This is a genomic window from Anabaena sp. PCC 7108, assembly GCF_000332135.1.
Lineage (GTDB): Bacteria > Cyanobacteriota > Cyanobacteriia > Cyanobacteriales > Nostocaceae > Anabaena.
This window is the reverse complement of sequence record NZ_KB235896.1, coordinates 1,268,123-1,292,496: the sequence shown is the minus strand read 5'-3', so window position 1 is coordinate 1,292,496 and position 24,374 is coordinate 1,268,123. Positions and strand designations below refer to the sequence as shown.

The following is a 24,374-nucleotide window of genomic DNA, read 5'->3' as shown; positions in this document are numbered from 1 at the left end:
AATCTGAATATGACAGATATTTATCAAGATTTTATTTATACAGACTGGATATTAATTGAAAACCAGTTTCACCCTCACCTATTGCACCCTAGAGAAACAATTTTCACCATTGGTAACGGCTACTTAGGGACAAGGGGAAGTTTTGAAGAGGGCTATCCTCATGCTTTATCAGCGACTTTTATTCATGGTATTTATGACGATGTGCCAGTAGTTTATACAGAACTTGCCAATTGTCCAGATTGGCTACCATTGGTAGTCATAATTGATGGGGAACGCTTCCGTCTTGACCAAGGTGAAGTACTAGCATATGACAGACGATTAGACCTACGTCAGGGAATTCTTAATCGTTCTGTGCGTTGGCGTAGTCCCAAAGGAAAGACTATAGATATCCATTTTGAACGCTTTGCCAGCCTAGCAGATCATCATGTATTAGGGCAACACTGCCAGTTAACAGCAGTAGATTTTCATGGGTTAATTGAAATAGAAGCTAGTATTAATGGTTATCCTGAAAATCAAGGTTTCAATCATTGGGTAGGACTAGACCAAGGTAAAATTGACAAAGGCTTCTGGTTACACAGTCGCACCCGTAACACGCGGATAGATATCGGTATCGCGGCGCGAATGACCATATCAGGAACTGAAGCCAAGCTGCAAGTTAATACTGCACCTGGTTATCCTACCGTTAGCGCCACTTTTTTTGCTGAACCACAACAGACGGTAACGTTAGAGAAAATTGTCACAGTTTTTACTTCGCGGGATGTTGAGCAACCAGTCACAGCCGCGCAAGCAAAACTCCTCCAGCTACCAGACTATATCACCCTCCGTAATGCCAATGAACAAGCCTGGGCGGAGGTTTGGCAACATAGTGATATTGTGATTGAGGGTGATATAACAGCGGCTTTTGCCATTCGTTACAATCTGTTTCAATTACTGATTGCTGCCAAGCGTGATGATGAAAGAGTCAGTATTCCCGCTAAAACTCTGTCTGGATTTGGCTATCATGGTCATGTTTTTTGGGATACAGAAATCTTTATCCTGCCATTTTTTACTTTCACCCAACCAGCTATAGCTCGAAATCTCCTCACTTACCGCCATCACACTCTCGATGGAGCGCGACGCAAGGCGCTTCATTATGGATATCAAGGGGCGATGTTTGCTTGGGAAAGTGCTGTGACAGGGGATGAAATCACACCTCGCTGGTCACTACCCAATGATTTTTATGCTGAAGATGTGCGGATTTGGTGTCGTGATCGGGAAATTCATATTAGTGCAGATATTACCTATGCAGCTTGGTATTACTGGCAGGTAACTGGGGACGATGAGTGGATGCGAGATTATGGCGCAGAGATGATTTTGGATACCGCTATTTTCTGGAATAGCCGCGTTGAGTTTAATTCTCAAGCTCAACGGTATGAAATTCGCGGGGTGATAGGTGCAGATGAATATCACGAGTTGGTAAATAACAATAGCTTTACTAACCGCATGGTGCAATGGCATTTAGAAAAAGCTTGTTTAGTTGATGATTGGTTATGTCGTCAGTTCCCAGAAAAAGCGGCAGAATTAGCAGAGAAATTGCAATTGACAACTGAAATCAGAACTCATTGGCAAGAAATCATTAACAAAATTTGGATTTCCTACAACCCGGAAACGGGATTAATTGAGCAAGCTGAGGAATTTTTCCAATTAGATGATATCAATTTAGCCGACTACGAACCACGCCAAAAGTCAATGCAAGTCATCTTGGGAATTGAAAAAACTAATAAATACCAAGTCCTTAAGCAGCCAGATGTGTTAATGCTGCTGTATCTAATGCGAGAATCTGCTGACTTTCCCTACAATCAGAAAATATTACAAGTAAATTGGGACTACTACGCACCTCGCACAGATATCACCTATGGTTCTTCTTTAGGTCCGGCAATTCACGCGATTTTAGCCGCCGATTTAGGTAAATCACAGGAAGCTTATGATTTGTTTATGCAAGCGGCTATGGTGGATTTACAAGATAAACGCGGTAATACTCAAGATGGGATTCACGGTGCTAGTGCTGGGGGAATTTGGCAAGTTGTAGTTTTCGGGTTTGGAGGTATTCAATTTAAAGAAGATGTTCCTGTTGCTAATCCCCACCTACCTCCTGGTTGGAAACGTCTCCAATTTAAGTTGCACTGGCACGGTAAATGGCACGATTTTGATTTACGTCCTTCTGTTCCATCTTCTCAAGTTGTCAATCTTCGAGGTGTTATCTTTGATTTAGATGGTGTGTTAACGGATACAGCAGACTATCACTACCAAGCTTGGCAAAAGTTAGCAGATGAAGAGGGTATATCTTTTAACCGTGAGGCAAATGAAGCGTTGCGGGGTGTTTCTCGTCGCGCTTCTTTGATGTTGATTATTGGTGATAGACGATATTCAGAAGTGCAAATTCAGGAAATGATGGAACGGAAGAATGACTATTATGTGAAATTGATTGAAAATATCACATCTCAGGATTTGTTACCTGGGGCGGTTTCTCTGTTGGATGAATTGCGCCAAGCTGGGATCAAAATAGCCCTTGGTTCAGCGAGTAAAAATGCTCGTGTGGTTATTGAACGATTAGGAATTGCGGATAAATTTGATGCTGTGGCTGATGGTTATAGTGTGCAAACACCCAAACCTGCCCCGGATTTATTTCTTTATGCCGCCCAACAGTTAGGAATTCCACCTAGTCAGTGTGTGGTTTTTGAAGATGCAGCGGCAGGTATTCAGGCAGCTAAAGCAGCGGGAATGTGGGCGGTAGGACTGGGGCCTGTTGAGAGAGTCGGGGCTGCTGATGTTGTTTTACCTAGTCTAGCAGGTGTCAAGTGGGAACATTTGTTCAGGAGTGCTGTGTGTTGAGTTGTGCCATTTTCTTTGAATGATATCTTTCTTTTAGGTTAGCGCGAGATGGAGTGCGATCGCTCTTTATCTTTTCGGTTTTCGTTGACTTTATAAATTGCGATAATTAAGTTATAAAACACTTCAAACATCAAAAGGATTTGGCAAGACTGGACGTTCATCGTACTCATTTTTATTACGCGGGTGTTCTATTTGCATATACCGGACACTACCTTTTGATTTTCCAGGAAAACTCAACATAGCTAATAACATTTTGATGCGTTTCACATCTTCCAGATTTCCATGAGGATTTTCACCTATTTTATTTTTATCCAAAAGATAATTCTTGAATGACTCTACAAAGACTTCTGCTTCAATTTCAGTATCATTGTAATTTCCTGTTTCCCAATTATTTTCGTTAAATAACTTTTGATAGCGTTTTTCTTGACGTTGACTTAGCCATAATTGTTGATTTGTTAGTTTAACCGCTCCCATACCAAAAGGTTTACCCATACCAAGAGAAAAACGATATTCTTGATCGTCCTTGACGTAAATTCGGCTTTCTTTCTCTTTTGCCAAATCTAATACCCACAATAATGCACCTAATTCTTCATCAGTTAGATTATCAAAATAAAGTTTGAAGTGAAAACTAACTTTTGAATTAATAGGTCTAATTTTTGTGTATTGTTTTGGTTTATTGCTTATTTCTTCCTCATTAGATTCTCTAATTGAACTACTGCTAACATCTTTTTGATGCCAATATAACTTATATCCACGAATTACTGTATCTTTAATGGGGTAACTTCCATAGTGCTTTAGGTTTTCTCTTTTTGCTTCTGGATCTGTTTGGACTAAATAATGCTGAAAAGTAGTAGGTTTTGGAGTAGCTAAAATGGGGGGAGTGATTCTTTCATCAGGGTTATTTTGACACCAAATTTGCTCATCTGGTGTTGAACTATCAAGTAGAGCATCAGTAATAAATACTCTTCCTGCGCGTGTTTGATTCTCTAATTTTTTATCTTTTACCCAACCGAAAATTGCTTCAGTCATGTCAATTTCTGGATTTTCAGAGCTTTTGAACTTAGGAGGAATAAAATCAGTAACCGAAGTGGCACGACCATTTTTGGTAGGGGGAGTGTAAGGTACTCGGAAGTTAGGACTATGACCAAATAGAGTCACTTTTTCACCTAATTTGGTTTCGCAGAAGAATACAGGATAATCATTTTTTAGGATGCCATTTTCTTGATCAAAATATTTCTTCTGAAAATCAGTTAAAGCAGCACGATAATCTTCTACTGCACCAGGATCAATTTCAACATAATTATCTGTTTTTTCTCCTATTAAACAATGATATTCACGAGAAGATTTACCTTCTGGATTTCCTTCCATCATATTGCCACTTGTTACTAGATAACCCTTGTATTGATGATTAAGGTTGTCCTTGCTAACTTGGTTGGCAATATAGCGAGTTTTAATTTTATTAATTTCATCAAATCGCACTTTAAGATATTGAGGTTGATAATCAATATTATTTACATCAATTAAACCGACATCACGAGGAATTGCTGATTTTTTAACCCATACAAAAGGCTGTCTTTCAACTGTTTTAGCTAAAAAAATATACCATTTACCATCACTTTGCTGTTGTAGATATCCAGCTTTAACTTTATCATAAATTTTTCTTTTATATTCGTAAGTCAGAGGATCATTATCAGGTGCAGCAACCGCACGAAAAAAGAGTTTTTGGTATCCTGAAACTTGATGAAGTTTACTATAGGTAACAATTTCAAAAATATTCCTGATCATACCTCGCAAGCTACTACCAGGAATTATTGGAAAATTATTAGCTGGATTATAAAAAAAGTCAGTCCATCGTTTTTGTTCTTCTAGTATTAATTGATTGAGTTCTTCATGATTGCAAGTGCGATTTTCAAATTTTTTAAAGTCATCTGGAATTAATCCACAACGAATGTAGAGAGGAGATTCTGTCACTAAATTACACTGAATATAACCTGTATGTCGTTGTATATCATAACAATTTTGTTTTGGAAGCTCTTGTGCTACAACTATTTTGTTTTCATCAGGTAATTCGACAAAATTGTAAGGTGCAAAGGCTCGACGATTTTTAGAATCTGGTGTAATATGTTTAGGATTCATTATTTAATCTCCTTAAAAGTAGTTAAGTTAACTAGACGACTTAGAGCAATTCGAGCTACACCCGAATCATCGTAATCAACATAGTGATGGACGCTTAAACGCAAGGGACGATATAATTTTTTATTCTCATCAAATTCAATATCAATTAAAGGAACTGCATGACGTAGACCTTGTGAGCCATCTGACACTAAAGTAAAATCACCACAAATTTTACTTGCTTGTGTTCCCCAAAGAATCTGATTTTCAGGGATAAATTCTGTATCCTTTTCATCTTGAATTAAACGAGCTTTAAAACCCTCATCAGTCTGCCAAAGCATTACTTCTGATGTTTCACCAAAAGCCCGACATTGTTGCAAAGTAAAAGGACGTAATTTAGGTAAAAAATTAAATACGTTATCTGCTGTTAATAATTTACCATCTTTAAATTTTCCCCAAATCACTCCATCTTCTGCATGAGCTAACAGAAACTTTAATTGATATTCTTCAGCTTGTTTTTCCAACCATTTATTTATATCTGAATTGGTTGAAATATCTAAAAGCTTACGTATTGGTTTATTCAAGCAGCTACCTCCTCATTTAACGCATCAACAAATTTTTCTAAATCTTCAGCATTATCTATAGTTAACGGTTCATCTTTTGAAGTTTGGGTAATATTCCAACTTTTATTTTCTAAAGCTAAAGTAATTTTTGCCTTCTTCCCCTGTAATCTTCCCCTTCCAATACTACTCGTACCACCAACAGGTAAATCTCCAGTCCACAAGTCTTTAATTAACAATAGTAACAAACCAATTTCATGAGGTTTCGGTTGACGTAATTCTAATTCCAAGTTCAACTCTGTTTTGTCGTTACCATAAATTGGTTGGTCGTTGAATAATGCACCATGTAAAACACCGCCTGTAAAACGGTCAATAGCTATGCGATTTTGTACCAAATCAGTTGTTTCTTTAATGACACTCTCATGAACAATTAAACGACTTTTTTTTGCTTTCTTCGTTTTATCATTGCTGAAATCGACACCAAATATTTCATCAATAATGTTTGTATTTTTCTGGAGAGTATTAACAATTCGTTCTGCACGATGACGTAATACTCCTGCTAAACTTGTACCAGATAACACTGGTTTAAACTCTCCATCTCGTCGGGATTTGAGGTGTACTACATCAGGTGCTTTATCGCTAGATGCTTGACCAGAACGAATTAATAAGGGACTAGAAAGGGTAAATGTAGCATTAATGGTCAGGCGATCACGTTTGTCTTTTCCATCCAAAGATACACTCAAAGCATGAGCAATTGATTTATATATACGATATTCTGGTAAAAAACCTGTTGTCCAATGAGGGAAATTTAACCACGCTATCCTGTCATCATATTTTTGTAAATCAAATTGCCACACTTGCCATTCTTTTACCTGACAGCGACCAAAACCACGTTGCTTTTTCATACCAATAGAAATTGAACCTTTTTCTAATCCTTGGAGAACAATTACTAACTCTTTAATTAGTTGTTCTCGATTATTTTCTATTAGTAATTCAAAATAGAGGTCAAATTGTGTTCCAGTTTCTAGTAATTCCAAGTCATATTTTTGTCCATCTTCAGCAGTTCTGGTAACACTGTTAATTTTGACTCCATCTCGTACTTCTACATGAGGGATAGTGTCGCTAATAGCATCATTAATAATTAAAGGACTTTGTTCACCGTCTTCTTCACTGCGTTGTCCACCAAATAACACAGATATTTCTTCTGCGTTATAACCATATTCATGATCCCGTAAATAATTCCGTAACGCCCCAGCAATGGAAGAACCCATCAGTAAAGCTTTATCTTCTACGCTGTCTCGTAAAATAACTAAATCAGTATCACCCTCAGCATCACCACTTCCTAAACAAGTTGGAGTATCTAAAACTAATGTACCGCGTATAATTATTCGCTCAGTAATGTGACGCTGATTGCGATGTCTTAGGCATTCATTAATCATTTTTTCTCCTTTGTTGCCTTTTTAGCTACTGCCATAATTAATCGCAATGTATATTTCTCAGCAAGTTTATTTTCTCTAGAGAACTCATCTGTGATAGTTCGTTCTTCATTTGCAACTCGTACTTTTATTTTTTGGGAATCACCAATCCAAGACATGGGATTATGCAGCCATTCATCAAGCTTTTGTTTAAGAGATTTATCACTTATTTTGGCTCTTTCAAATTGACCTTTAGCATTAGGAGGCAAATTCTTCAAAAGGGACAGAACTAAATCACAGTCTCCTGTTGATAATGCTTGTCGTGCTACCATCTGTAAACGAGACAGTTGACTACTTTTGATGTCACCTTCTATTTTTAAATAACCAATTTGCTTTTGCAACGCCTGTTCCATTTTTTGATGCAATAATCTTTCTGCCATTTGTGCTGCTAAAGTTTGTGATGTTTGTAGTTTTAATAAAGGCTGACTAGATGTTTTTGGAGGTTCAGGTTGTTTTGCCTGAAAATGTCGTTCTTCTAGCCAGTTCACAGCAACTCTGCCAAACCCTTCAATTCTGCGCTCACCAATACCTAAATTTTCTAATTGTTGAATTTGCTCTGAAGTTAGAAGAATATTATCAAAAACAAATACGCTTCCTGCTTTCAATACTGGAACTTGAGGCAAAGGTAGTCCCCATTTACGATTAAATCCACCGACTAAAGTGCTATCAGTAAAGCTACGTTTTGGTTTAAGCATTCCCAAAACTTTTTCTAGTTCCTTTGTTAATGGTGCTGGTGTTTGATCTTCTTTTGATGGTGGAATAACGGCATACTGACCCCACTCATCACGTAAAATTAAATCACTTAAAAGTGTAATTGTTAAACATTCATGCTTCATACGTTCATTAGCCGGGATATTTATTTCATTCCAAGCATCATGACAATTGACATTACATATTTTGCTATGTCCGTAACCTGCACTTTGAGAACCACCTAGCCAAATATCTGCTGATTTTTGAAGCAAATTTTGCAAAAAGTCTGCGTCAGCTTCATCGCAAAGGATGACAGCTTGAAAAACTTGTCCAATATCTATGGAATCGTAACAAAATATTTCCCCTTCTTCTTGGCTAGATCGTCCTTTTGTGCGATCGCGTCGGTTATGAATATTAATACGCCGCTTTTCTTTGTAGAATGTAACTTTACCCTCTTTTGTCCAGAAAGATTCTCCAACAGACTTTGATGTTTCTGGCTTCTCTTCTTCTTCAATACTCAAATCATAAACTGATATAAGTGGTACTTTTTCACTTAGTTGTGCATCTTTATCTTTAACCCAAGAAAGAGGCACAGGTAACGTGCGCTGTTCTTTTTGACTTAGTAAATAACCATTTAGATAGCAAGTATTCTTATCGAAAAAAAGGCGCTTTACTACATCATTGCTCAAATCTAAATCTGATAAATGATGCTGTTTCATATAACGTCCAATTATTGCACCCCGAATCATACTACCAGGAATATAATTGTAGGAAACATCACTATTTGGATCACCTTGGAATGAAGTAGCAAGTAGTGGTTGTTGAGTATCCAATGAAAAGGTGATAGCTTTCACTTAATTCTCCTCTGGAATTGTTCCAAATAAATTTACATGATCATGTGTTATTTCTTTTCCTGAACTATCGTGTAAAGTACATCTTACATATCCACGTCCTCGATTTCGTCTGCTTCCTATACGTCGTAATGCTAGTGTACCTACTTCTAAAATTGACAGTGTTTTATCACTTGGTTGGGTTTCAAATACTAAATCAGCTTTAAATTCAAGTTCACGAATCGCCACACGAAAAGAGCGTAAACTTCCCTTATCAGCTACACCAGTTTCAGCATTAATTGCAGTTTGACGACGAATTGTTGTGAGTGAATCTAGCACTTCTGTTTTGGTAAGTGTTTTCTTTTTAATTTGAAAAGCAACTGCTTCTCGTAAATCTTCAGGTAAACAAGCATCTCCTACGTGCATTGATGCTATTGTTCCCTGAACGCTACCTGGTGTACCAAAAAGAATGTCAGCAAGATTTTCCCAATCAGGACGAATCTCAGGTGGTAAAACAGCAATTAAGTTATCACATTCCTCACTCAACAAACCTTTGAGTGTGCGTCCACGTAAATAGGGAAATCCACTAGAATCATGCTCTACTTCTTGGTCAATTAAACCAGCTACGCCATCACCTCTACCGAAGGTAGTATCACTTAAAAGTTTTATTTTTAGTTGATAAATAGTCACCTAATCCTCCAATTCAAGATAAAATTCCATCGCTTCAATAGCATCAAAATATCCACAACGGTTGTTGAGCCACCCCTTTCTTACCAAGTGTTCACTTTGACCACTAGATTCTGGGAAAGAAGGTAATTGCGACAATTTGTAAGCTGATAAAAACTCTTTAGTCGCATCATCAGAGGCTTCCCGTAAAACTTCTCGTAAAGCCATTACTTTGTTATGACGTTCTTTCCAATCCTTTCCTTCTTTAAATTCTTTGATAATTTGCGTAAAACCTTCCCAAGTTCGCCACTCACTACTATGTTTTTTCAATCGCACAGGACGCATTGCTAAATTCCAAATATCTTTGTTATCAACAGTTACTTGATATTCAAGTTTACGAATTTCAGAAATTGAACCAAGTAAACCACTGGCTGCTAAATGCCAATCAATTGCTGAAAATCCATCTGGCTCAGATTCTTTATTTTCTTTAACAAATTTCTTAGCTTCTTTGCATAGTTCATCACTAATTTTATAAGCTCTTGCGAAAGGATAGTGAGTTTTAACAACACAAACACCTGCACAAGCTGTTAACTTTTCACCATCTGCAACATCCTGTTCCTCAAATTTTTGAAGGAACAAAGTAGCTAGTTCTAGTCCTATTCTTCCTTCGCAAATAAATGTGATATCATCACCGCCATAAACTAAAGGGCGGAAAGGGAGATATTTTTCTTTGAGTTGAAATTCTCCAAGTTTACCAACAACTTTTCCCTCTTTTATTGACTTTGTAATTACCTCAACAACAGCTTTTAGTGCATTTTTACCTGCTTTGTGAACACTTTTAGAAAAATCGCCCATCCTTTCAATGTAATCTCGATTATTTTTTGCGTCTTCACCATATTTTTGAAATCGTTTACCCATCCCGTTACCATCAGCATGAACAATTGCTACATAACTAGATTCCCTTTGAGAACGTCCTAAATGATCTGTTCGGTAAGGAAACTGATAAATATCGCCGTCAACTACATCAGCAAACATATCTTGCAGTTTTTTATTTGCTCTATCAACAGCTTTTAATTTCTGCTTAGTTTCAGTGGAAATAAGATAGCTGTCTGCTTCTTCTTCATCACCATATTGAATATATTTATTACTTCTATCAACAGCAGGAAGTTGAGTAGAATTACAAACTGCTGTTACACCTAAACCTAGTAATGGTGCTGAAGGAATGCGCTCATGTTTTCGGTGGTCAATTTCTCCTTCCATCAAATCTTTAACTACTTGATAAAGATTATCTTCATCCCAGTCAAAGTCAGCATGAGCAACTACTAGATTAATTCCTGGTGCTTTTTCTAAAACTCGCTTACTCAATATTCTAGTGAAACTTATAGCAATTTCCCGTGACTTAAATAATATTAATGTGTTTCCACCACCTGCATAAACTATTTCAGCATTAAATTCGCTCGTTTCAATTGGTTTATTTTGTTGATTTTCTGGCACACCTAATTCATCTAAAGTTTCTTTTACCCAATCATCTGTTACTTCAGAAACTAAATGAGATGCCCCAATATTTTCGCGCAGACGGTTACTGCTGAAAATATAACCCTGAATCCCTGATGTATCTATTACGGTTATGGTGAATTTACTCATTTTGCATCCTCATCATTTTTGTAAATCCAAGTATCAATTTCTTCTGATAAATTCATGAGAACATCTGCGCCAAAAACGGCGATTTTGTAATCTTTAATTATTGCATTAGAGTCAGAACTAAAAACATTACTGATTTCAGTCTGTAGAGCATTTACATCTTTCTGACTGGCACAGCACACCAGAGCAACCCGTGCTTCAGAACCTCCTAGTTGTTGCGCCCTAATATAAGCTTCAAAAAGTTTTGATTTACATAATTGTTTAGTTTTATCTGTAGTGCAGGAAATAGCAAAAAGTTGATAACCCCTCATGAAAGCTACATCAAATTGAAATTTATTTTGTTTGGGATTATTCTCAGTAGAAATCCAAAATGAAGTTGCACTATCGTGAATTAACCATTTTTCAGAAAATTCTTGAACTTGCTGCAAAACATAATGTTCTAGCCATTCACCATCAAGCCATTCACAAACGTGCTTTAATTTTTTTCCTTGTTCTTTGACAACATCAAGAGATAATTCTTCTCCTGTTAATCCCAATTCAATTAAGGCACTTTTGATTTGAGGTTGTGAATTTACAGTTTCTAAGCTTAAAGGATCAATTTTTTTAAGCTCTTTTTCCTCTAACCATTTGGATTTTTTATCTTTTGTTACTGGTCTGAGAATCTGATCACACCAGTTTCGCCATGCGATTACACCATCTTCTTTTGTATGAAATTCTGCAAATGCTTTTGCAGCTTTAATTAGTTTTGGCTCATCTATAGGATCTGAACCCCATTTCCAACCATGCAATTCAAAAACCTTTTTCAAGTCCACTTGAAGCACATCTGGTGTTACTTTAATATGAATGCGCTCTCGATCTTCCCTATCTATGCACATTTCCAAACTACGTGAATCAAGATAGCTAAATACAGTATCAGGTCGAGATTCGCTTAATACTGCTCTATAAGCGTGTACCGCCATTGCTTTTGTACCGCCTGTATAATTCAAACCGATTTTTCCATTCTTCAGACCTTGAATTTTGCGGCGAATTTCATCTTGAATGTGGTAAGCATCAGATTCATATTTACCAAGAGAGATCAGCTGCGCTGGTTGGAAACCTTTTCTTTCTTCGTCTCTGTCAAGGATGTTTTTCAGACGTTTAGCCTGAGTTTCTGTACCAGTCGTATGTACTAGGTATGGAGTACCATCTTTTTTTAGTAACAAATTTGCTGTTACATAGTTAGGTAAAGGATTTTCACCTACTAATAGAAAGAGATGATCAACTTTGTGTGCTTCAAAATCAGATGTAGTCATAATAAATTGCCTCACGTTTTAAATTTATGTGTTCATCAATAACTAAGCAGTTAATTAGCGATCGCACCCCTTTCTCCCTAACCACCCTTCCCCAACCCCACCAAAACCCCAGCCAAAGCCCGAACGATCGCACGACGAGAAACATCCTCCCCACGCAGTAACCGATGCACACTACCCCTTAAAATCGGCGTTTCCTGTGCAATCACATCGTCCACACCGTCATAATCGCTGTAAATAATCGCCACCACCGACAAACCCAGAGATTTACATAGTTCTTCCCAAGGTGCAACCTCAGTTACATCCTTCACCAAAATCACCGCATGAGTCGCAGCGCACATAATCAAACGGTTAGCATTAGAAATTTTGCCACCGACATCAAACACAAGTATCGGTGTATTAATCCCCCTAACTTCCCGTGCTTTCCTTTCAGCAAAATCTGGTGTAAAACCCGCCTTGTATTCTGTTTTTAACTTCTGGGCTAAATCTGCGTCCCGTCGTGCGGTTTCCCCATACCAAGAACCATCCCCATCTGGACAACCAGAGATAAAATAGGATTCTGGTGCATCAGCAATCTGCAACAACGCTTGTTTTAAACCTTCCCGGAAGCAAGTCTTTCCAGTATTCGCAAACCCACAAATCACCAATTTGATACTTGATTGCTGCTGAACCCGCACCACATCCAAAATATCCCCAACTTGATAATCAGCGTGTTTACTAATGGTGACAACATACCTATCCAGCCCCTTATCGCCAATCTTGGGGTCAAAAAGGGCAATGACATCATACAATTTAGATAATTTATCAGCCAATACCTGACTCACCAGTACCGATGTCCGACCATTGATTTTAATCAGCGCACCCCCCGGTAATTCCCCAGAAGCAATCATCTGATTCAACCTGGTAGCTGCATCACGGACAATTTCATCACCTGTAGTCAAGGTAGTGCCAAATCCTACCTTTAAAATGTCACCCTCTAAACTGATATGGTAAATACTCATTAAATGGCGCTGAATTAGGAGATAAATAAGACAAGACTCTTGTAATTTCGTTAATTACAACTTCAATCAATCAAGTCTCCCAGTTTATAGGCTGGATTATGTGTGATGCAAATCACGTATTTACGTAATTTTGGGTCAAAAAAACCAATTGCACCGTAAATATGGGCTAATTTATGAGCTAACACAAAAGCTACAGGTATAGAAACGGGTCCATTAATCTTCAGCAGTTGTCCTCCTATTAATTCCCCCGACCGTGACATTTCCTCCAACCGCATAGCAGCATCTTTAACAATCTGGTCATTTTGGGCAGGTTCACCAAAACTCACCCGCAAAATATCGTCTTTTAACTCAATGTTGTAAGTAGTCACTGCCTTTACCTAGTAAGCAACTATCACATCATATATGGCACTGGAAGCAGCCTATTCCAGATTGGTCTATGCTGAACTTATACCCAAAGTCCTAGATTAAGTGTCTGAGCAAATTTTTTCTGATGTTCCCCAACCAGAACTGCTGCAATGGTTAGCACGCGGTTCTCTCAAACAAAACCTACTGCGTGCAGTTCGTTTGTGGGTGTGGTTACGTTCTTTATACGGAGAAGGTCAAGACCTTTTATTCTTAGAAGATGGTTTTACTTTGGCAGATTGGAAAAATGCTTTTTTTAGTTCCACACACCCCAAAGGAGAAGCAATTCCTCAATTCCATGACCCTAACTGTCATTGTGCCAAAACTACCTCTGACTGGTTATTTGATGCTAAAACCGGATTGAATCAGGAAACATGGAAGCACTCTTTATTATCTCATGTTGATATCTCTAATTTAGATGAAGTCCTACAAAAGCGATTATTTGGTGTAACTCGTCGTTCCTTACAAGCGGATTTACAAATTTTAGAAGAATTAGGTTGGCTAGAAAATCAAGAACAAAAATATCATCGAGTCCAATATTTACCTTCTCGTCCTATAACCACAAAACATAATATTAATGAACTACATTTTCTCAATCAAGAAGATTTAGCAGAAATTGCTCAGAATCTTTCTCAAAAAATTGATGGTGTACAACGTTTCTTTTTTAAACTAGACTATGTTGTAACTGCTATAGACGAAGTTGAAAATTGGCAGGATGAACTCAGAAAAATTTGGTCACAAAATCCAGTTCCACCGATTAAGTTAATTTATAATAGTGCCAGATTAAAAGAATCTGTAGAATGTTTGGTTTATCCTGTTTGCATTTACTATGTGCAACGTGCAGTTTATTTGTGTGCTTTTGGAGAAAGTCCTGATCGAAAAACAGATTGGTATAACTTTAGATTGGATAGAATTGTAAATATTAATCCAATCCCATGGACAAATATAGCCATTCCCAAGAATTTACAACAGCGTTATCAAAGAAGAAATTTACCAAATCCAGAAGAAATAGAATTGCAAATGGATAAAGCATTAGGATTTGATTTTTATTTAGAATCTCGACTGATGTTGTTACGATTTGACCGAGATTATCATGAACGCTACATTCAGGATACATCTCGGCATAAAACATTTAACTTGATTACCTACCAAAAAGCAAAAAGCTTGATTCAAAATTCTGTAGTTAATCCAGAACAAAAAGCAGAATTATTAAAAATAATTGCGAATCGTTCCCCAAAAGATGCTTATTACAGCCTTCAATATCGACATGGAGATAATAATGTAATTATGCGTTTACGAGCTTGGCGACCAAAAGTAGAAATTCTATTACCTGATGATTTAAGACAAAGAATAGCGGCTGATATTACCAAAGAGCTAGGTCTTTATCACCATTCCCATCTATAGAAATCCTAAATCATCTATGAGAAATTTGCATCTACAATCTGCTGTCAGTTTTGAATATGTTGTTTAAGTTTTGCAATAATTCACTGGCAGTATAAGGTTTTAATAAAACTGCTTTTACTTCCATTTCATCTACTTGAGGTAATACATCTGTTGTACTCAATCCGCTAGAAGCAATAACTTGTACATTGGGGTCGATTTTTTGCAAAGTGCGAATAGCAGTCATTCCATCCATTTCTGGCATCATCATATCCATCAAAACTGCACTAATTTGCGACTTGTGTTGGACATAAAGAGCGATCGCTTCAATTCCATTACTTGCAGTCATCGTCTGGTAATTATGGTTTTCCAGAATGACTGTAGTTACGTCTCGAATTTGAGCTTCATCATCCACTACTAAAATCAACTCTCCTTCTCCTAGAGGCATTTCTAATTCATCTAAAACCTCAATTTGAGGGGCTTCTAAAGCTGGCAAGAACATCTTAAATTTGCTTCCTTGACCAACTTGGCTAGAAACTGTCATAAACCCATCGTGGCTTTTAATAATCCCCCGCACCGTTGATAAACCCAATCCTGTACCAGTACCTATCTCCTTGGTGGTGAAAAATGGCTCAAAAATCCGCTCTAATATATTTGGAGACATCCCAATTCCCGTATCTTGGACAGAAATGACAATATAATTCCCGACTTTGGCCTCAAGATGCATCCGACAATAAGCTTCATCAATGTAGCGATTTTGTGCCGAAATGCTGAGAATCCCTCCATTTGGCATAGCGTCATGGGCATTAACTACTAAGTTCATTATCACTTGATGTAGTTGGGTAGCATCTCCAGAAACAGCCCAAAGGTCTTCCGGTATTTGGGTGATGAATTCGATTGATTTAGGAAATGTCTGCCTAGCAACTTGAATAATTTCCCCTATTAAATGCCTAACTTGTACAATCGTATTTTTTCCTTTAAATCCTCGCGCAAAGGACAACACTTGAGTGACTAAAATCGCACCACGTTTGGCATTATTTTCAATAATTGTCAGCATTTGTTGATGAAGTTCTTGGTTTTTGCCGAATTTACCTTTGAGTATTTGCGCGGCTCCTAAAATGGGTGTCAATATATTATTAATGTCGTGGGCAATACCACCTGCTAAAGTACCAATACTTTCTAGTCGCTGGGTGCGGAGAAACTGTTCTTCGAGTAGTTTTTTCTCGGTAATGTCAGTATCTACAATCAAGATAGATTTGGGAGACCCTTCAGTATCAAACATCAATGTCCAGCGACTTTCAACAATAATTTCCTGACCAGATTTAGTTACTTTTGATAATTCACCCAGCCAAGAGCCATGTTTAATTACGGCTTTAAGTGCAATTACCTCTTCTTCATAAGAAGTTGTGACGTGAAAAATATCCTTCAGGTTTTTACCCAAGGCTTCATGAATCTGCCAACCATATATCCGCTCTGCACCTTGATTCCAAAATAAGATATCCATTTGGAAATCTCGGACAAAAATCGCGTCTGTAGCGATATCTAATAGGGCTGCTTGTTCATAGATTTGCTGTGCTGTCTTCTTGCTCTCAGATATGTCTATGGTTGCACCAACCATCCGCTGCGGCTGACCTGTTTCATTGTAGAAGACTTTGCCTTTACATTTTAACCAGTGTAGACTACCATCAGGCCAAACTGCTCGATATTCAGCACAAAATCCGCTTCCTTGCTGAATCGAGTCAGTTACAGACTTTATAAAAGACTTCCGATCTTCAGGATGAACTAAATCTAGAAAGCTTTCAATGTTTGGAGATAAGCTGTTGTTTGGTAGTCCATGTAGCGTTCCCATATTGATACACCACAGATATTTATTTGTAGTGATGTTCCAATCCCATATACCCATTTTGCCAGCTTCTAAAGCTAAGTTCAGTCGCTCTTCACTTTCTGTTCTTGAGGCTTCTGCTTGTTTTCGCTCAGTAATTTCTTGTTGGAGATTTTGATTTGTAACTATTAATTCTACTGTGCGTTCTGCTACCCTTTTTTCTAAATCATCAGTCAGTCCACGTAACATTGATTCTGTTTGTTTGCGTAAGCAAATCTCGTCTTCAATTACACCTAACATTTTAACTAAATCTAACTCTTGTAACAAACCAGATTCAGTGACTATTCCTAACAATTTTTCTTGATCATCGACAATCGGTAAATGATGAATTTGATATTTCTTAAAAAGTAATAAGACTGTCAGAATATCCTGAAAATTTGATTGTTTCAAGGTGATAACTGGCTGGGTCATCACTTCAGCTATTTTTACCTTGGATAAATCCTTACCCAAGGCTGTTAATCTTAGGACATCACTAATAGTAAATATTCCTAATAACTGTGTTTCTTCTACCACCAAAACATAGCTAGTTACTTTTTGACTCAATGTGCTGGATGGAATTAATGTTGAGGAGTTGAGAGGTTGATAGCTATGACTTTGGGCTTGATTCATCAAAATAATAGCATCGGCTACATAACTATCAGGACTCATTTTCAAGGGAAAATGATCGATTATTTTATGTAAAGAAGGTAAATCAATCAGTTCGTTTTTTAATTGCATAATGAGCATAAATAGAAATTAACAACTAAAAAAGCAGACTACACAAGCTTTTCAGCAATTTCTAATGGTTGCTTGACTGCCGAGGTTTTGCACGAGGGATACACATCTAAAAATCAATGTATTTCCTTTGGGAGGTGAATCAGGAGAATATTTGAATTAATACTTCACTTTTGCTTAATTATTTTCCTGATTTTTAGTCAACTTTTATTCTGGGTGGGTTATTGAGAATCAGGTAAAATACCACCTATGCAGTCAGTCAATAGCAAGCTTATCGATAAATATCAATCCGAAATTTTACACATTTGCTAAAGAACAGAGGATAAATTAATCACTAAAGTAGAAAATTTATTTAATTTTTTGGTGATCAAATTTATTGTATTGTCAAATTGGGGTTAGATGATCTGTTATTTTACGGAGATTAAATAATTTAATAATTTTGAAAATATTATAGTCTCACAGGATGTTGGCAAAGACGATTGTCAATCACGGCTACACAGACAAGACAAAAACGTTCTTCTCTTGGGAAAAAGACCACCTGCGTGGGTTTGAAACCCATCAAGATGGCCTTCCCTCATCAAAAGTCAGGAGTAAGGAGTAAAATCCTCTTCACCTTCTGCTGCGGCAATTTCTAACTGAGTCTTGAGTACAGAGTCAGGGTTGAGACTTATAGAATCTATCCCTTCTTTAACCAGGAACCTGGCAAATTCTGGATAATCGCTGGGGGCTTGGCCACAGATACCAATTTTACGTTTAAACTGTTTTACAGTTGCGATCGCTCTAGAAATTGTTCTCTTGACAGCTTGATTGCGTTCATCAAACAGATGTGCAACTAACTCAGAATCCCGATCTATTCCTAAAGTTAACTGTGTCAAGTCATTAGAACCAATAGAAAAGCCGTCAAAGACTTGGCTAAATTCATCAGCTAAAATCACGTTACTGGGTAACTCGCACATCACATAAACTTGCAAACCATTTTCACCTTTTACCAAACCATTTGCTGCCATTTCTGCCAGTACACGTTTTCCTTCTTCGGGAGTTCGGCAGAAGGGAACCATCAAAATTATGTTGGTTAAACCCATTTCATTTCTTACCCGCTTCATGGCTTCACATTCTAAGGCAAAACCCTCACGATAACGAGGATCATAGTAGCGAGAAGCACCACGCCAACCAAGCATCGGGTTTTCTTCTTTAGGTTCAAATTGTCTGCCACCTAAGAGGTTTGCATATTCATTACTCTTAAAATCTGACAGACGGACAATTACAGGTTTAGGATAAAAAGCGGCAGCAATTGTCCCAATACCTTGTGCGAGTTTATCAATAAAAAATTCGGCTTTATTTTCATATTGGGCAGTTAATTCCGCAATTTTGTATTTAGCCAGTTCATCTTCTAAATCATGAAAATGTAGTAGTGCTAAAGGATGGGCTTTGATGTGGTTAGCAATAATAAATTCCATCCTTGCCAAACCCACACCATCATTAGGAATTGCTGTTAGACCTAATGCTTCTTCTGGGTTGCCCACATTCATCATAATTTTAGTGCGGGTGCGGGGCAAATTTTCTAAAGGTAATTCTTGAACTTCAAAGTTTAATAAACCTGCATAAACTTTGCCTGTTTCACCTTCAGCACAACTGACAGTAATTTCTTGTCCAGTTTGTAATAATGTCGTTGCATTACCACAGCCAACAATTGCCGGAATTCCCATTTCTCTGGCAATAATTGCGGCATGACAGTTACAAACCACTACAGGAGTGTATTTACTAGTAAAAACTAGATAATTATGATGATCTGCAACAGTAATATTATAAACTTCAGCTTCTACTGCATCTGCAACTTTAACAACTCGTTGCATCCGAATATCACCTTGCAGAAGTTGTTCAAATTGACCTATTTCACGGAGTTGCTTATCAGAAATCAGGAGATTTTTATCTTTTCTAAGTTTGATTTGACCTGTTACATTCTCACTAAATAGTTGATTAGTAGCAAAGAAACGGGTTTGAATAGTTCTTCGATTAACATCTCCTTTTACTCGTTGAGTATATTCTAAAATTCGCTCTAATTTTTCCACAATCTGCACATTGTAGATATGACGATTTCTGGTAACTTGAGGAACAGTATTAATTTTCAAACAAGCAATAATTACAGCTTGTAGTAAGTTTTCTTCAGAAATATAGATATTAATGCGGTTGTTATAATAGCAACCATCACCATCAATCACACCTCCTAAAAATTGATAAGAAACTTCTGGAGTATTTTCGAGTAGAATTTGAGTAATCTGTTGCTCTTTTTCTTTTAAGTTGTAGGCGATCGCTTTAGAATAAATACGATAAGCTGTAGCTTGCCCTTTTACCTGTTTTCCTCGTATGTAACCTGAAGATTCTGCTTTCTCACAAGCCGTAAAAGATTTACCATAAACAGTACTCATTTTCTCATTCATAGTAGCTATGAATGCTTGTTTCTCTGGTAAACATTTTTGAATAAACTGAACTTCTCCATGAGTTCGAGTAGTATAAATTGAGCCGTCTGTGATTATTCCTCCGATCAGATAAGCTAAATCAGCTTCTTGATTTTTGTTGTTACCTAATTTAGGAATATTCTGAGATACAAGCACCATTTCTTGACTATCTAACATTTCTTGAATCTCAGTTTTGGTATATTCACCATCCCGAAGATTGACCATTTTATGATCAGGAGTTAAGCGCAGGATATTATCTGTAACTTTCCTTGTTTGAGATACACTCACCCCAATCACTTGAGATGTACGTTTCATTGCATCTGTAATAGGTTTCCATTCTATTTTATGGGTTTTAGTGTTGAGGGCTAAAGTTGATAATCCTTGATATCCTTGTTCATAGATTTGCTGAATGGTGATAAAACCTTTATTGGTGAGAATTTTTGTATTTCCATCAAAGCAAGTTCTACCACCAGAGTTGGTGACAATAGCACTGGCTTTTTTCATGATTGGTTCCCAATCTGGATCTGTGCGGTTTGTAACTAGCACATCTCCGGCTTGAAATTGTTGAATTTGGTTCGCGTCGAGAATGACTTTGGCTTTACCTTGACCAATCATTTCCCCAACGCTACGACCTGTTAATAAAACTGCACTTTTTTCTTGGAGGTGATAACTGATAAGAACAGTTTTAGATTTTTGAGATTGTACTGTTTCTGGTCTAGCTTGGACTATAAATAATTCTCCTGTCACCCCATCTTTTGCCCATTCAATATCCATTGGTGTTTCCAGACCACGGACTTGGGAATAGTGATCTTCAATAATATAAGCCCAGGTTGCTAGTTGGAGAATTTCGTCATTATTCAAGGCAAATTGATTTCTTTCTGCGGGGAGAACGGAGACATTTTTCGTTAATTTCATCCCTCCTAAGTCATAAACCATTTTAATTTCTTTTGTCCCCAAACGTTTTTGGAGGATTGGTTTAAAGCCTTGTTTGAGAGTGGGTTTAAATACTAAATATTCATCTGGGTTAACTGCACCTTGAACGACGGTTTCACCCAAACCATAAGCAGCAGTAATTAAGGCCGCATCTTTAAAGCCTGTTTCTGTGTCAATGGAGAACATCACACCAGAACAAGCTAAGTCAGAACGTACCATTTTTTGTATCCCGACTGAAAGGGCTAACTCAAAGTGGTCAAATCCTTTGATTTGTCGGTAAGAAATAGCACGGTCAGTAAAAATAGAAGCAAAGCATTTATGGCAAGATTCTAATACACCTTTGAGTCCGTGAACGTTGAGATAGGTTTCTTGCTGTCCGGCAAAACTAGCATCTGGGAGGTCTTCGGCTGTGGCACTAGAACGAACTGCAACATCAGTATCTTCACCGTATTCTTGACAGAGACTTTGATAAGATTTTGCGATCGCTTGTTGTAATTCTAGCGGAAATGGCGTGTTTAGCATCAGCGACCTAGCTTGTTGACCACAATGCCGCAAATTATCTATATCTTCTATATCTAAAGAAGCAAAAATATTTCTCAGTTTAGCTTCTAAACCTGCCCCACTAATGAAAAATTTATAAGCATATGCAGTAGTAGCAAACCCGTCGGGAACTTTTACTCCTTTGGGACTCAATTGCTGAATCATCTCTCCTAAAGAGGCATTTTTTCCACCTACGAAGGGAATATCTGCAATTCCCACGGAATTCAAAGGTAAGACTAATGCTTGTTCTTTTGAAACTTGGCTATGATTGTCTTGCTTGCGTGGTATCCGTACCATGTTTTATCATCCTTTAAAAGATACAAATTAAAAAGTTTTTAGTAATAGTAAACTAATCTACTGCTCAACTAATATCATGTCCGGTTGTTCGCGTAGCGTCTCGTCAGAGATATACTTATCATTTAGACTGACGCGGAGATTTTTTTTTGATAAGTGATTAGTCGGACATGATATAAACCATTATTTTTATACATATTAAATCTGAGGAATTTGTGAGGATAAAACTATTATCGGCGTTGCTGAATAAGGGGATGATTGAGGCTGACGCTCCAGACGCGGTGATTATATATTAATGCAGATTCTCAAATCATCCCGCAATTATGCAACGCCCTATTATCACTACATGGAAGTTAAACAACTCCTAATTCAGGCTGTTAATGTGTAGTAATGTTACCAAATATATTGTTATCTAAACTAACCTCACAAGTTCCTCATATTTGTAAAATATAGTTTAGAACTATAAATACTTGTTGTGAATAAATCAGGGTTGTCACCATAACGACCCTACGGGAAACACATCTTAAAAAAAGGAATTGAGAAATATATGAATTATTGTCCCTGTTGTTCTAATTTGTTGTTACTACATATAAGTAAATCTGAAACTTACTGGTTTTGTTGTACTTGTCGGCAAAAAATGCCAGTATTTACACATAATCTTTGCTGTTCTTTATCAGAAACTCTTTTAGGTAACACTCTCATTTCTAATTTTTGTAGTTTGGATAGAGCCTAAGTAAAACCTAATTTAGATATAGTGATCCGATTTGATTCATGAATTTTTCATGGAGGCAGGGAACAGGGAACTCTTAACAGGAAAGAAGGATTTTAGTATGTACGGAGTTCTGTATGGCTACGCCACGCAAGCTATCAAAAATCAAATATAGGAATAATATTTGATTTATGAAAAGATACGTAGGGTGCGTCAGACTCCATAAATTCTATTAATAAACAGATTTGTAATATCTGACGCACCCTACAATACCTAATTTTTTTTCAAAAATCAAATATGACTTCTATAGGAGTCCTATAGATATTGATTTTTAGTCTTAACTGAACTAGTTTGATATCAAAGTGGCTGCGTGTTTATGGAAAAAGGTGTTACATTTAATTAATGTTCAGATATTAAATAAATCTTTCATATCAAGTCGGATTAATTTTTGATCAAAACAACTCTCCGCGCAGTTCCATAATTGTCAGTCTGTAAATCTAGATGATGTTACCCCAAAGGTGCAACATAAGAATATGTATTGCGTCCTTGGTTTTTAGCTGCATATAGTGATATGTCTGCATTTTTAATTAAGTATGCTGGTGAATAATCTGGAACTGGGACAATACTAGCAATGCCCATACTTAATGTGACATAATTGCTAACTGAAGAATTATTGTGGGGAATACATAAGTTAGCTATTTGTTGTTGAATCTGTTGAGCAAAATTAACCGCTCCTTCTAAAGGGGTGTTAGGCAGCAAAATAGCAAACTCTTCACCACCATAACGAGCAACTAAATCGGCCGGACGTTTACAGGTGCGTGCGATTGCTTGAGCAACTTGTCGCAAACACTCATCACCAGCTGGATGACCATAACAGTCATTATAGCTTTTAAAATAATCCAAATCACAGAGGATTAATGATAACGGCATTTTTTCCCGTTGTAGTCGCTGCCATTCTAAATTGATCACAGCATCAAAACATCGACGATTGGCAATTTCTGTTAATCCATCAAGATTGACTAACCGTCGTAATTCAGAATTAGCTTGCCTAAGATTTTCCTCTATCTGCAAGCAATCTGTAATATCAAAATTTGGTTGTAATTTTTGATCAACCAGATATTGATGGCAAATATCCAATGAGTTAGTCATATCTTGCACACACAACAAGGCATCAAAACCTATATTTTCTGTGGTGATAATTGGTGTTGCTGTCACTTGTAACGAACGAAAACGTAAGGATTTAGTTAGACAATGAAAAAAATTCGGGTACACATGAGGGGAAAAAACAGTCACTTTTCCAGCTTGTAGAGTTTGGTTCAATTGTTCGATATAATCTTGAAAATTGAGATGGGAAAAATATGAAAATATATTTTTACCCAAAATTTCTTCTCTGGAAATATTTGTCCACTCTTCCAGGCACGAGTTCCAAAAACTGACTATGCCATTATGTTGTAAAAAACATACCCCAACAGGAAGAAGTTCCATCAATTGTAATGATGCAAATGAAATTTGTGTAACTGCTGTCCTGATTTTTGGGACTGTCTTCATATAAGCTTGTGTTCGGTAACTTGAATCTTGCTGACTTGTTATAATATCTATAGCTACATCCACTTGAATGAGGTATGTCATCGTCCCATTCCCACTGTTTCGGGGAGGGAGTTTTGCACCTCACTCAACTGAGAACTATCATAGTACGGCAGTGGATTAAAAATCACAACTCAAAAAGACATACTACACAAGCTTTTCAGCAATTTTCAATGGTTGCTTGACTTAACGTCGTAGTGTAATAGTCAAAGCCATTTTAATAAAATTAAGTACAAATATCATACTCCAAAAGGAAGATATTCAGTCAGTGAAAATGACTTAAGTGAATTGGGCTGAATGTTAAGCTGAATGTTAAATAGTCTTGAGTAGAAAACCCTCGAATTA

The 24,374-nt window shown here is 37.1% G+C and carries 14 protein-coding genes; 2 read left to right on the top strand and 12 right to left on the bottom strand.

Going from position 1 to position 24,374, the window contains the following annotated elements:
* Positions 1–9: 9 nt before the first annotated feature.
* On the top strand, positions 10–2,871 hold the full coding sequence (gene pgmB / locus ANA7108_RS0106615; protein WP_016949988.1) for a beta-phosphoglucomutase: 2,862 nt from the start codon (positions 10–12) through the stop codon (positions 2,869–2,871).
* A gap of 123 nt (positions 2,872–2,994) precedes the next feature.
* Here the strand turns inward: pgmB and ANA7108_RS26930 are convergent, their stop codons facing one another.
* The 9 genes from ANA7108_RS26930 to ANA7108_RS0106570 form a co-directional block, all read right to left on the bottom strand.
* Positions 2,995–5,007: a TIGR03986 family CRISPR-associated RAMP protein gene (locus ANA7108_RS26930; protein ID WP_016949987.1), complete on the bottom strand. Its 2,013-nt coding sequence runs from the start codon at positions 5,005–5,007 to the stop codon at positions 2,995–2,997.
* Entirely contained in the window at positions 5,007–5,567 is a 561-nt protein-coding gene (csx19, locus tag ANA7108_RS0106605) for a CRISPR-associated protein Csx19 (RefSeq protein WP_016949986.1), read from the bottom strand. Before csx19 ends, ANA7108_RS26930 begins: the two co-directional genes overlap by 1 nt.
* Positions 5,564–6,982 carry an RAMP superfamily CRISPR-associated protein gene (locus tag ANA7108_RS0106600; RefSeq protein WP_016949985.1) on the bottom strand — a complete coding sequence of 473 codons (1,419 nt, stop codon included), beginning with the start codon at positions 6,980–6,982 and terminating at the stop codon, positions 5,564–5,566. The genes csx19 and ANA7108_RS0106600 overlap by 4 nt, the downstream gene beginning before the upstream one ends.
* On the bottom strand, positions 6,979–8,562 hold the full coding sequence (locus ANA7108_RS0106595) for an RAMP superfamily CRISPR-associated protein (RefSeq protein WP_016949984.1): 1,584 nt from the start codon (positions 8,560–8,562) through the stop codon (positions 6,979–6,981). Before ANA7108_RS0106595 ends, ANA7108_RS0106600 begins: the two co-directional genes overlap by 4 nt.
* Positions 8,563–9,228: an RAMP superfamily CRISPR-associated protein gene (locus tag ANA7108_RS0106590; protein WP_016949983.1), complete on the bottom strand. Its 666-nt coding sequence runs from the start codon at positions 9,226–9,228 to the stop codon at positions 8,563–8,565.
* Positions 9,229–10,848, bottom strand: a complete 1,620-nt coding sequence (locus ANA7108_RS0106585) for a hypothetical protein (protein ID WP_016949982.1) — start codon at positions 10,846–10,848, stop codon at positions 9,229–9,231.
* Positions 10,845–12,137, bottom strand: a complete 1,293-nt coding sequence (locus tag ANA7108_RS0106580) for a Card1-like endonuclease domain-containing protein (RefSeq protein ID WP_016949981.1) — start codon at positions 12,135–12,137, stop codon at positions 10,845–10,847. Before ANA7108_RS0106580 ends, ANA7108_RS0106585 begins: the two co-directional genes overlap by 4 nt.
* Positions 12,138–12,214: 77 nt before the next feature.
* Complete coding sequence (locus tag ANA7108_RS0106575) at positions 12,215–13,135, bottom strand: hypothetical protein (RefSeq protein WP_016949980.1); 921 nt, start codon at positions 13,133–13,135, stop codon at positions 12,215–12,217.
* A 62-nt stretch (positions 13,136–13,197) separates the two neighbouring features.
* Positions 13,198–13,503 carry a CRISPR-associated protein Csx3 gene (locus tag ANA7108_RS0106570; RefSeq protein ID WP_016949979.1) on the bottom strand — a complete coding sequence of 102 codons (306 nt, stop codon included), beginning with the start codon at positions 13,501–13,503 and terminating at the stop codon, positions 13,198–13,200.
* Positions 13,504–13,603: 100 nt separating this feature from the next.
* Here ANA7108_RS0106570 and ANA7108_RS0106565 point away from each other — a divergent pair, with 100 nt between their 5' ends.
* Positions 13,604–14,941, top strand: coding sequence for a TIGR03985 family CRISPR-associated protein (locus tag ANA7108_RS0106565; RefSeq protein WP_016949978.1), 1,338 nt, complete (start codon positions 13,604–13,606; stop codon positions 14,939–14,941).
* Positions 14,942–14,972: 31 nt separating this feature from the next.
* Here the strand turns inward: ANA7108_RS0106565 and ANA7108_RS0106560 are convergent, their stop codons facing one another.
* From ANA7108_RS0106560 to ANA7108_RS31360, 3 genes are all read right to left on the bottom strand, one after another.
* On the bottom strand, positions 14,973–17,525 hold the full coding sequence (locus tag ANA7108_RS0106560) for a PAS domain-containing protein (RefSeq protein ID WP_016949977.1): 2,553 nt from the start codon (positions 17,523–17,525) through the stop codon (positions 14,973–14,975).
* 572 nt (positions 17,526–18,097) lie between these two features.
* On the bottom strand, positions 18,098–21,739 hold the full coding sequence (ppsA, locus tag ANA7108_RS0106555; RefSeq protein ID WP_016949976.1) for a phosphoenolpyruvate synthase: 3,642 nt from the start codon (positions 21,737–21,739) through the stop codon (positions 18,098–18,100).
* A gap of 1,213 nt (positions 21,740–22,952) precedes the next feature.
* The gene (locus ANA7108_RS31360) at positions 22,953–24,074 is read right to left on the bottom strand and encodes a diguanylate cyclase domain-containing protein (RefSeq protein ID WP_016949975.1); all 1,122 of its coding nucleotides are present in this window, start codon (positions 24,072–24,074) and stop codon (positions 22,953–22,955) included.
* Positions 24,075–24,374: the final 300 nt, after the last annotated feature.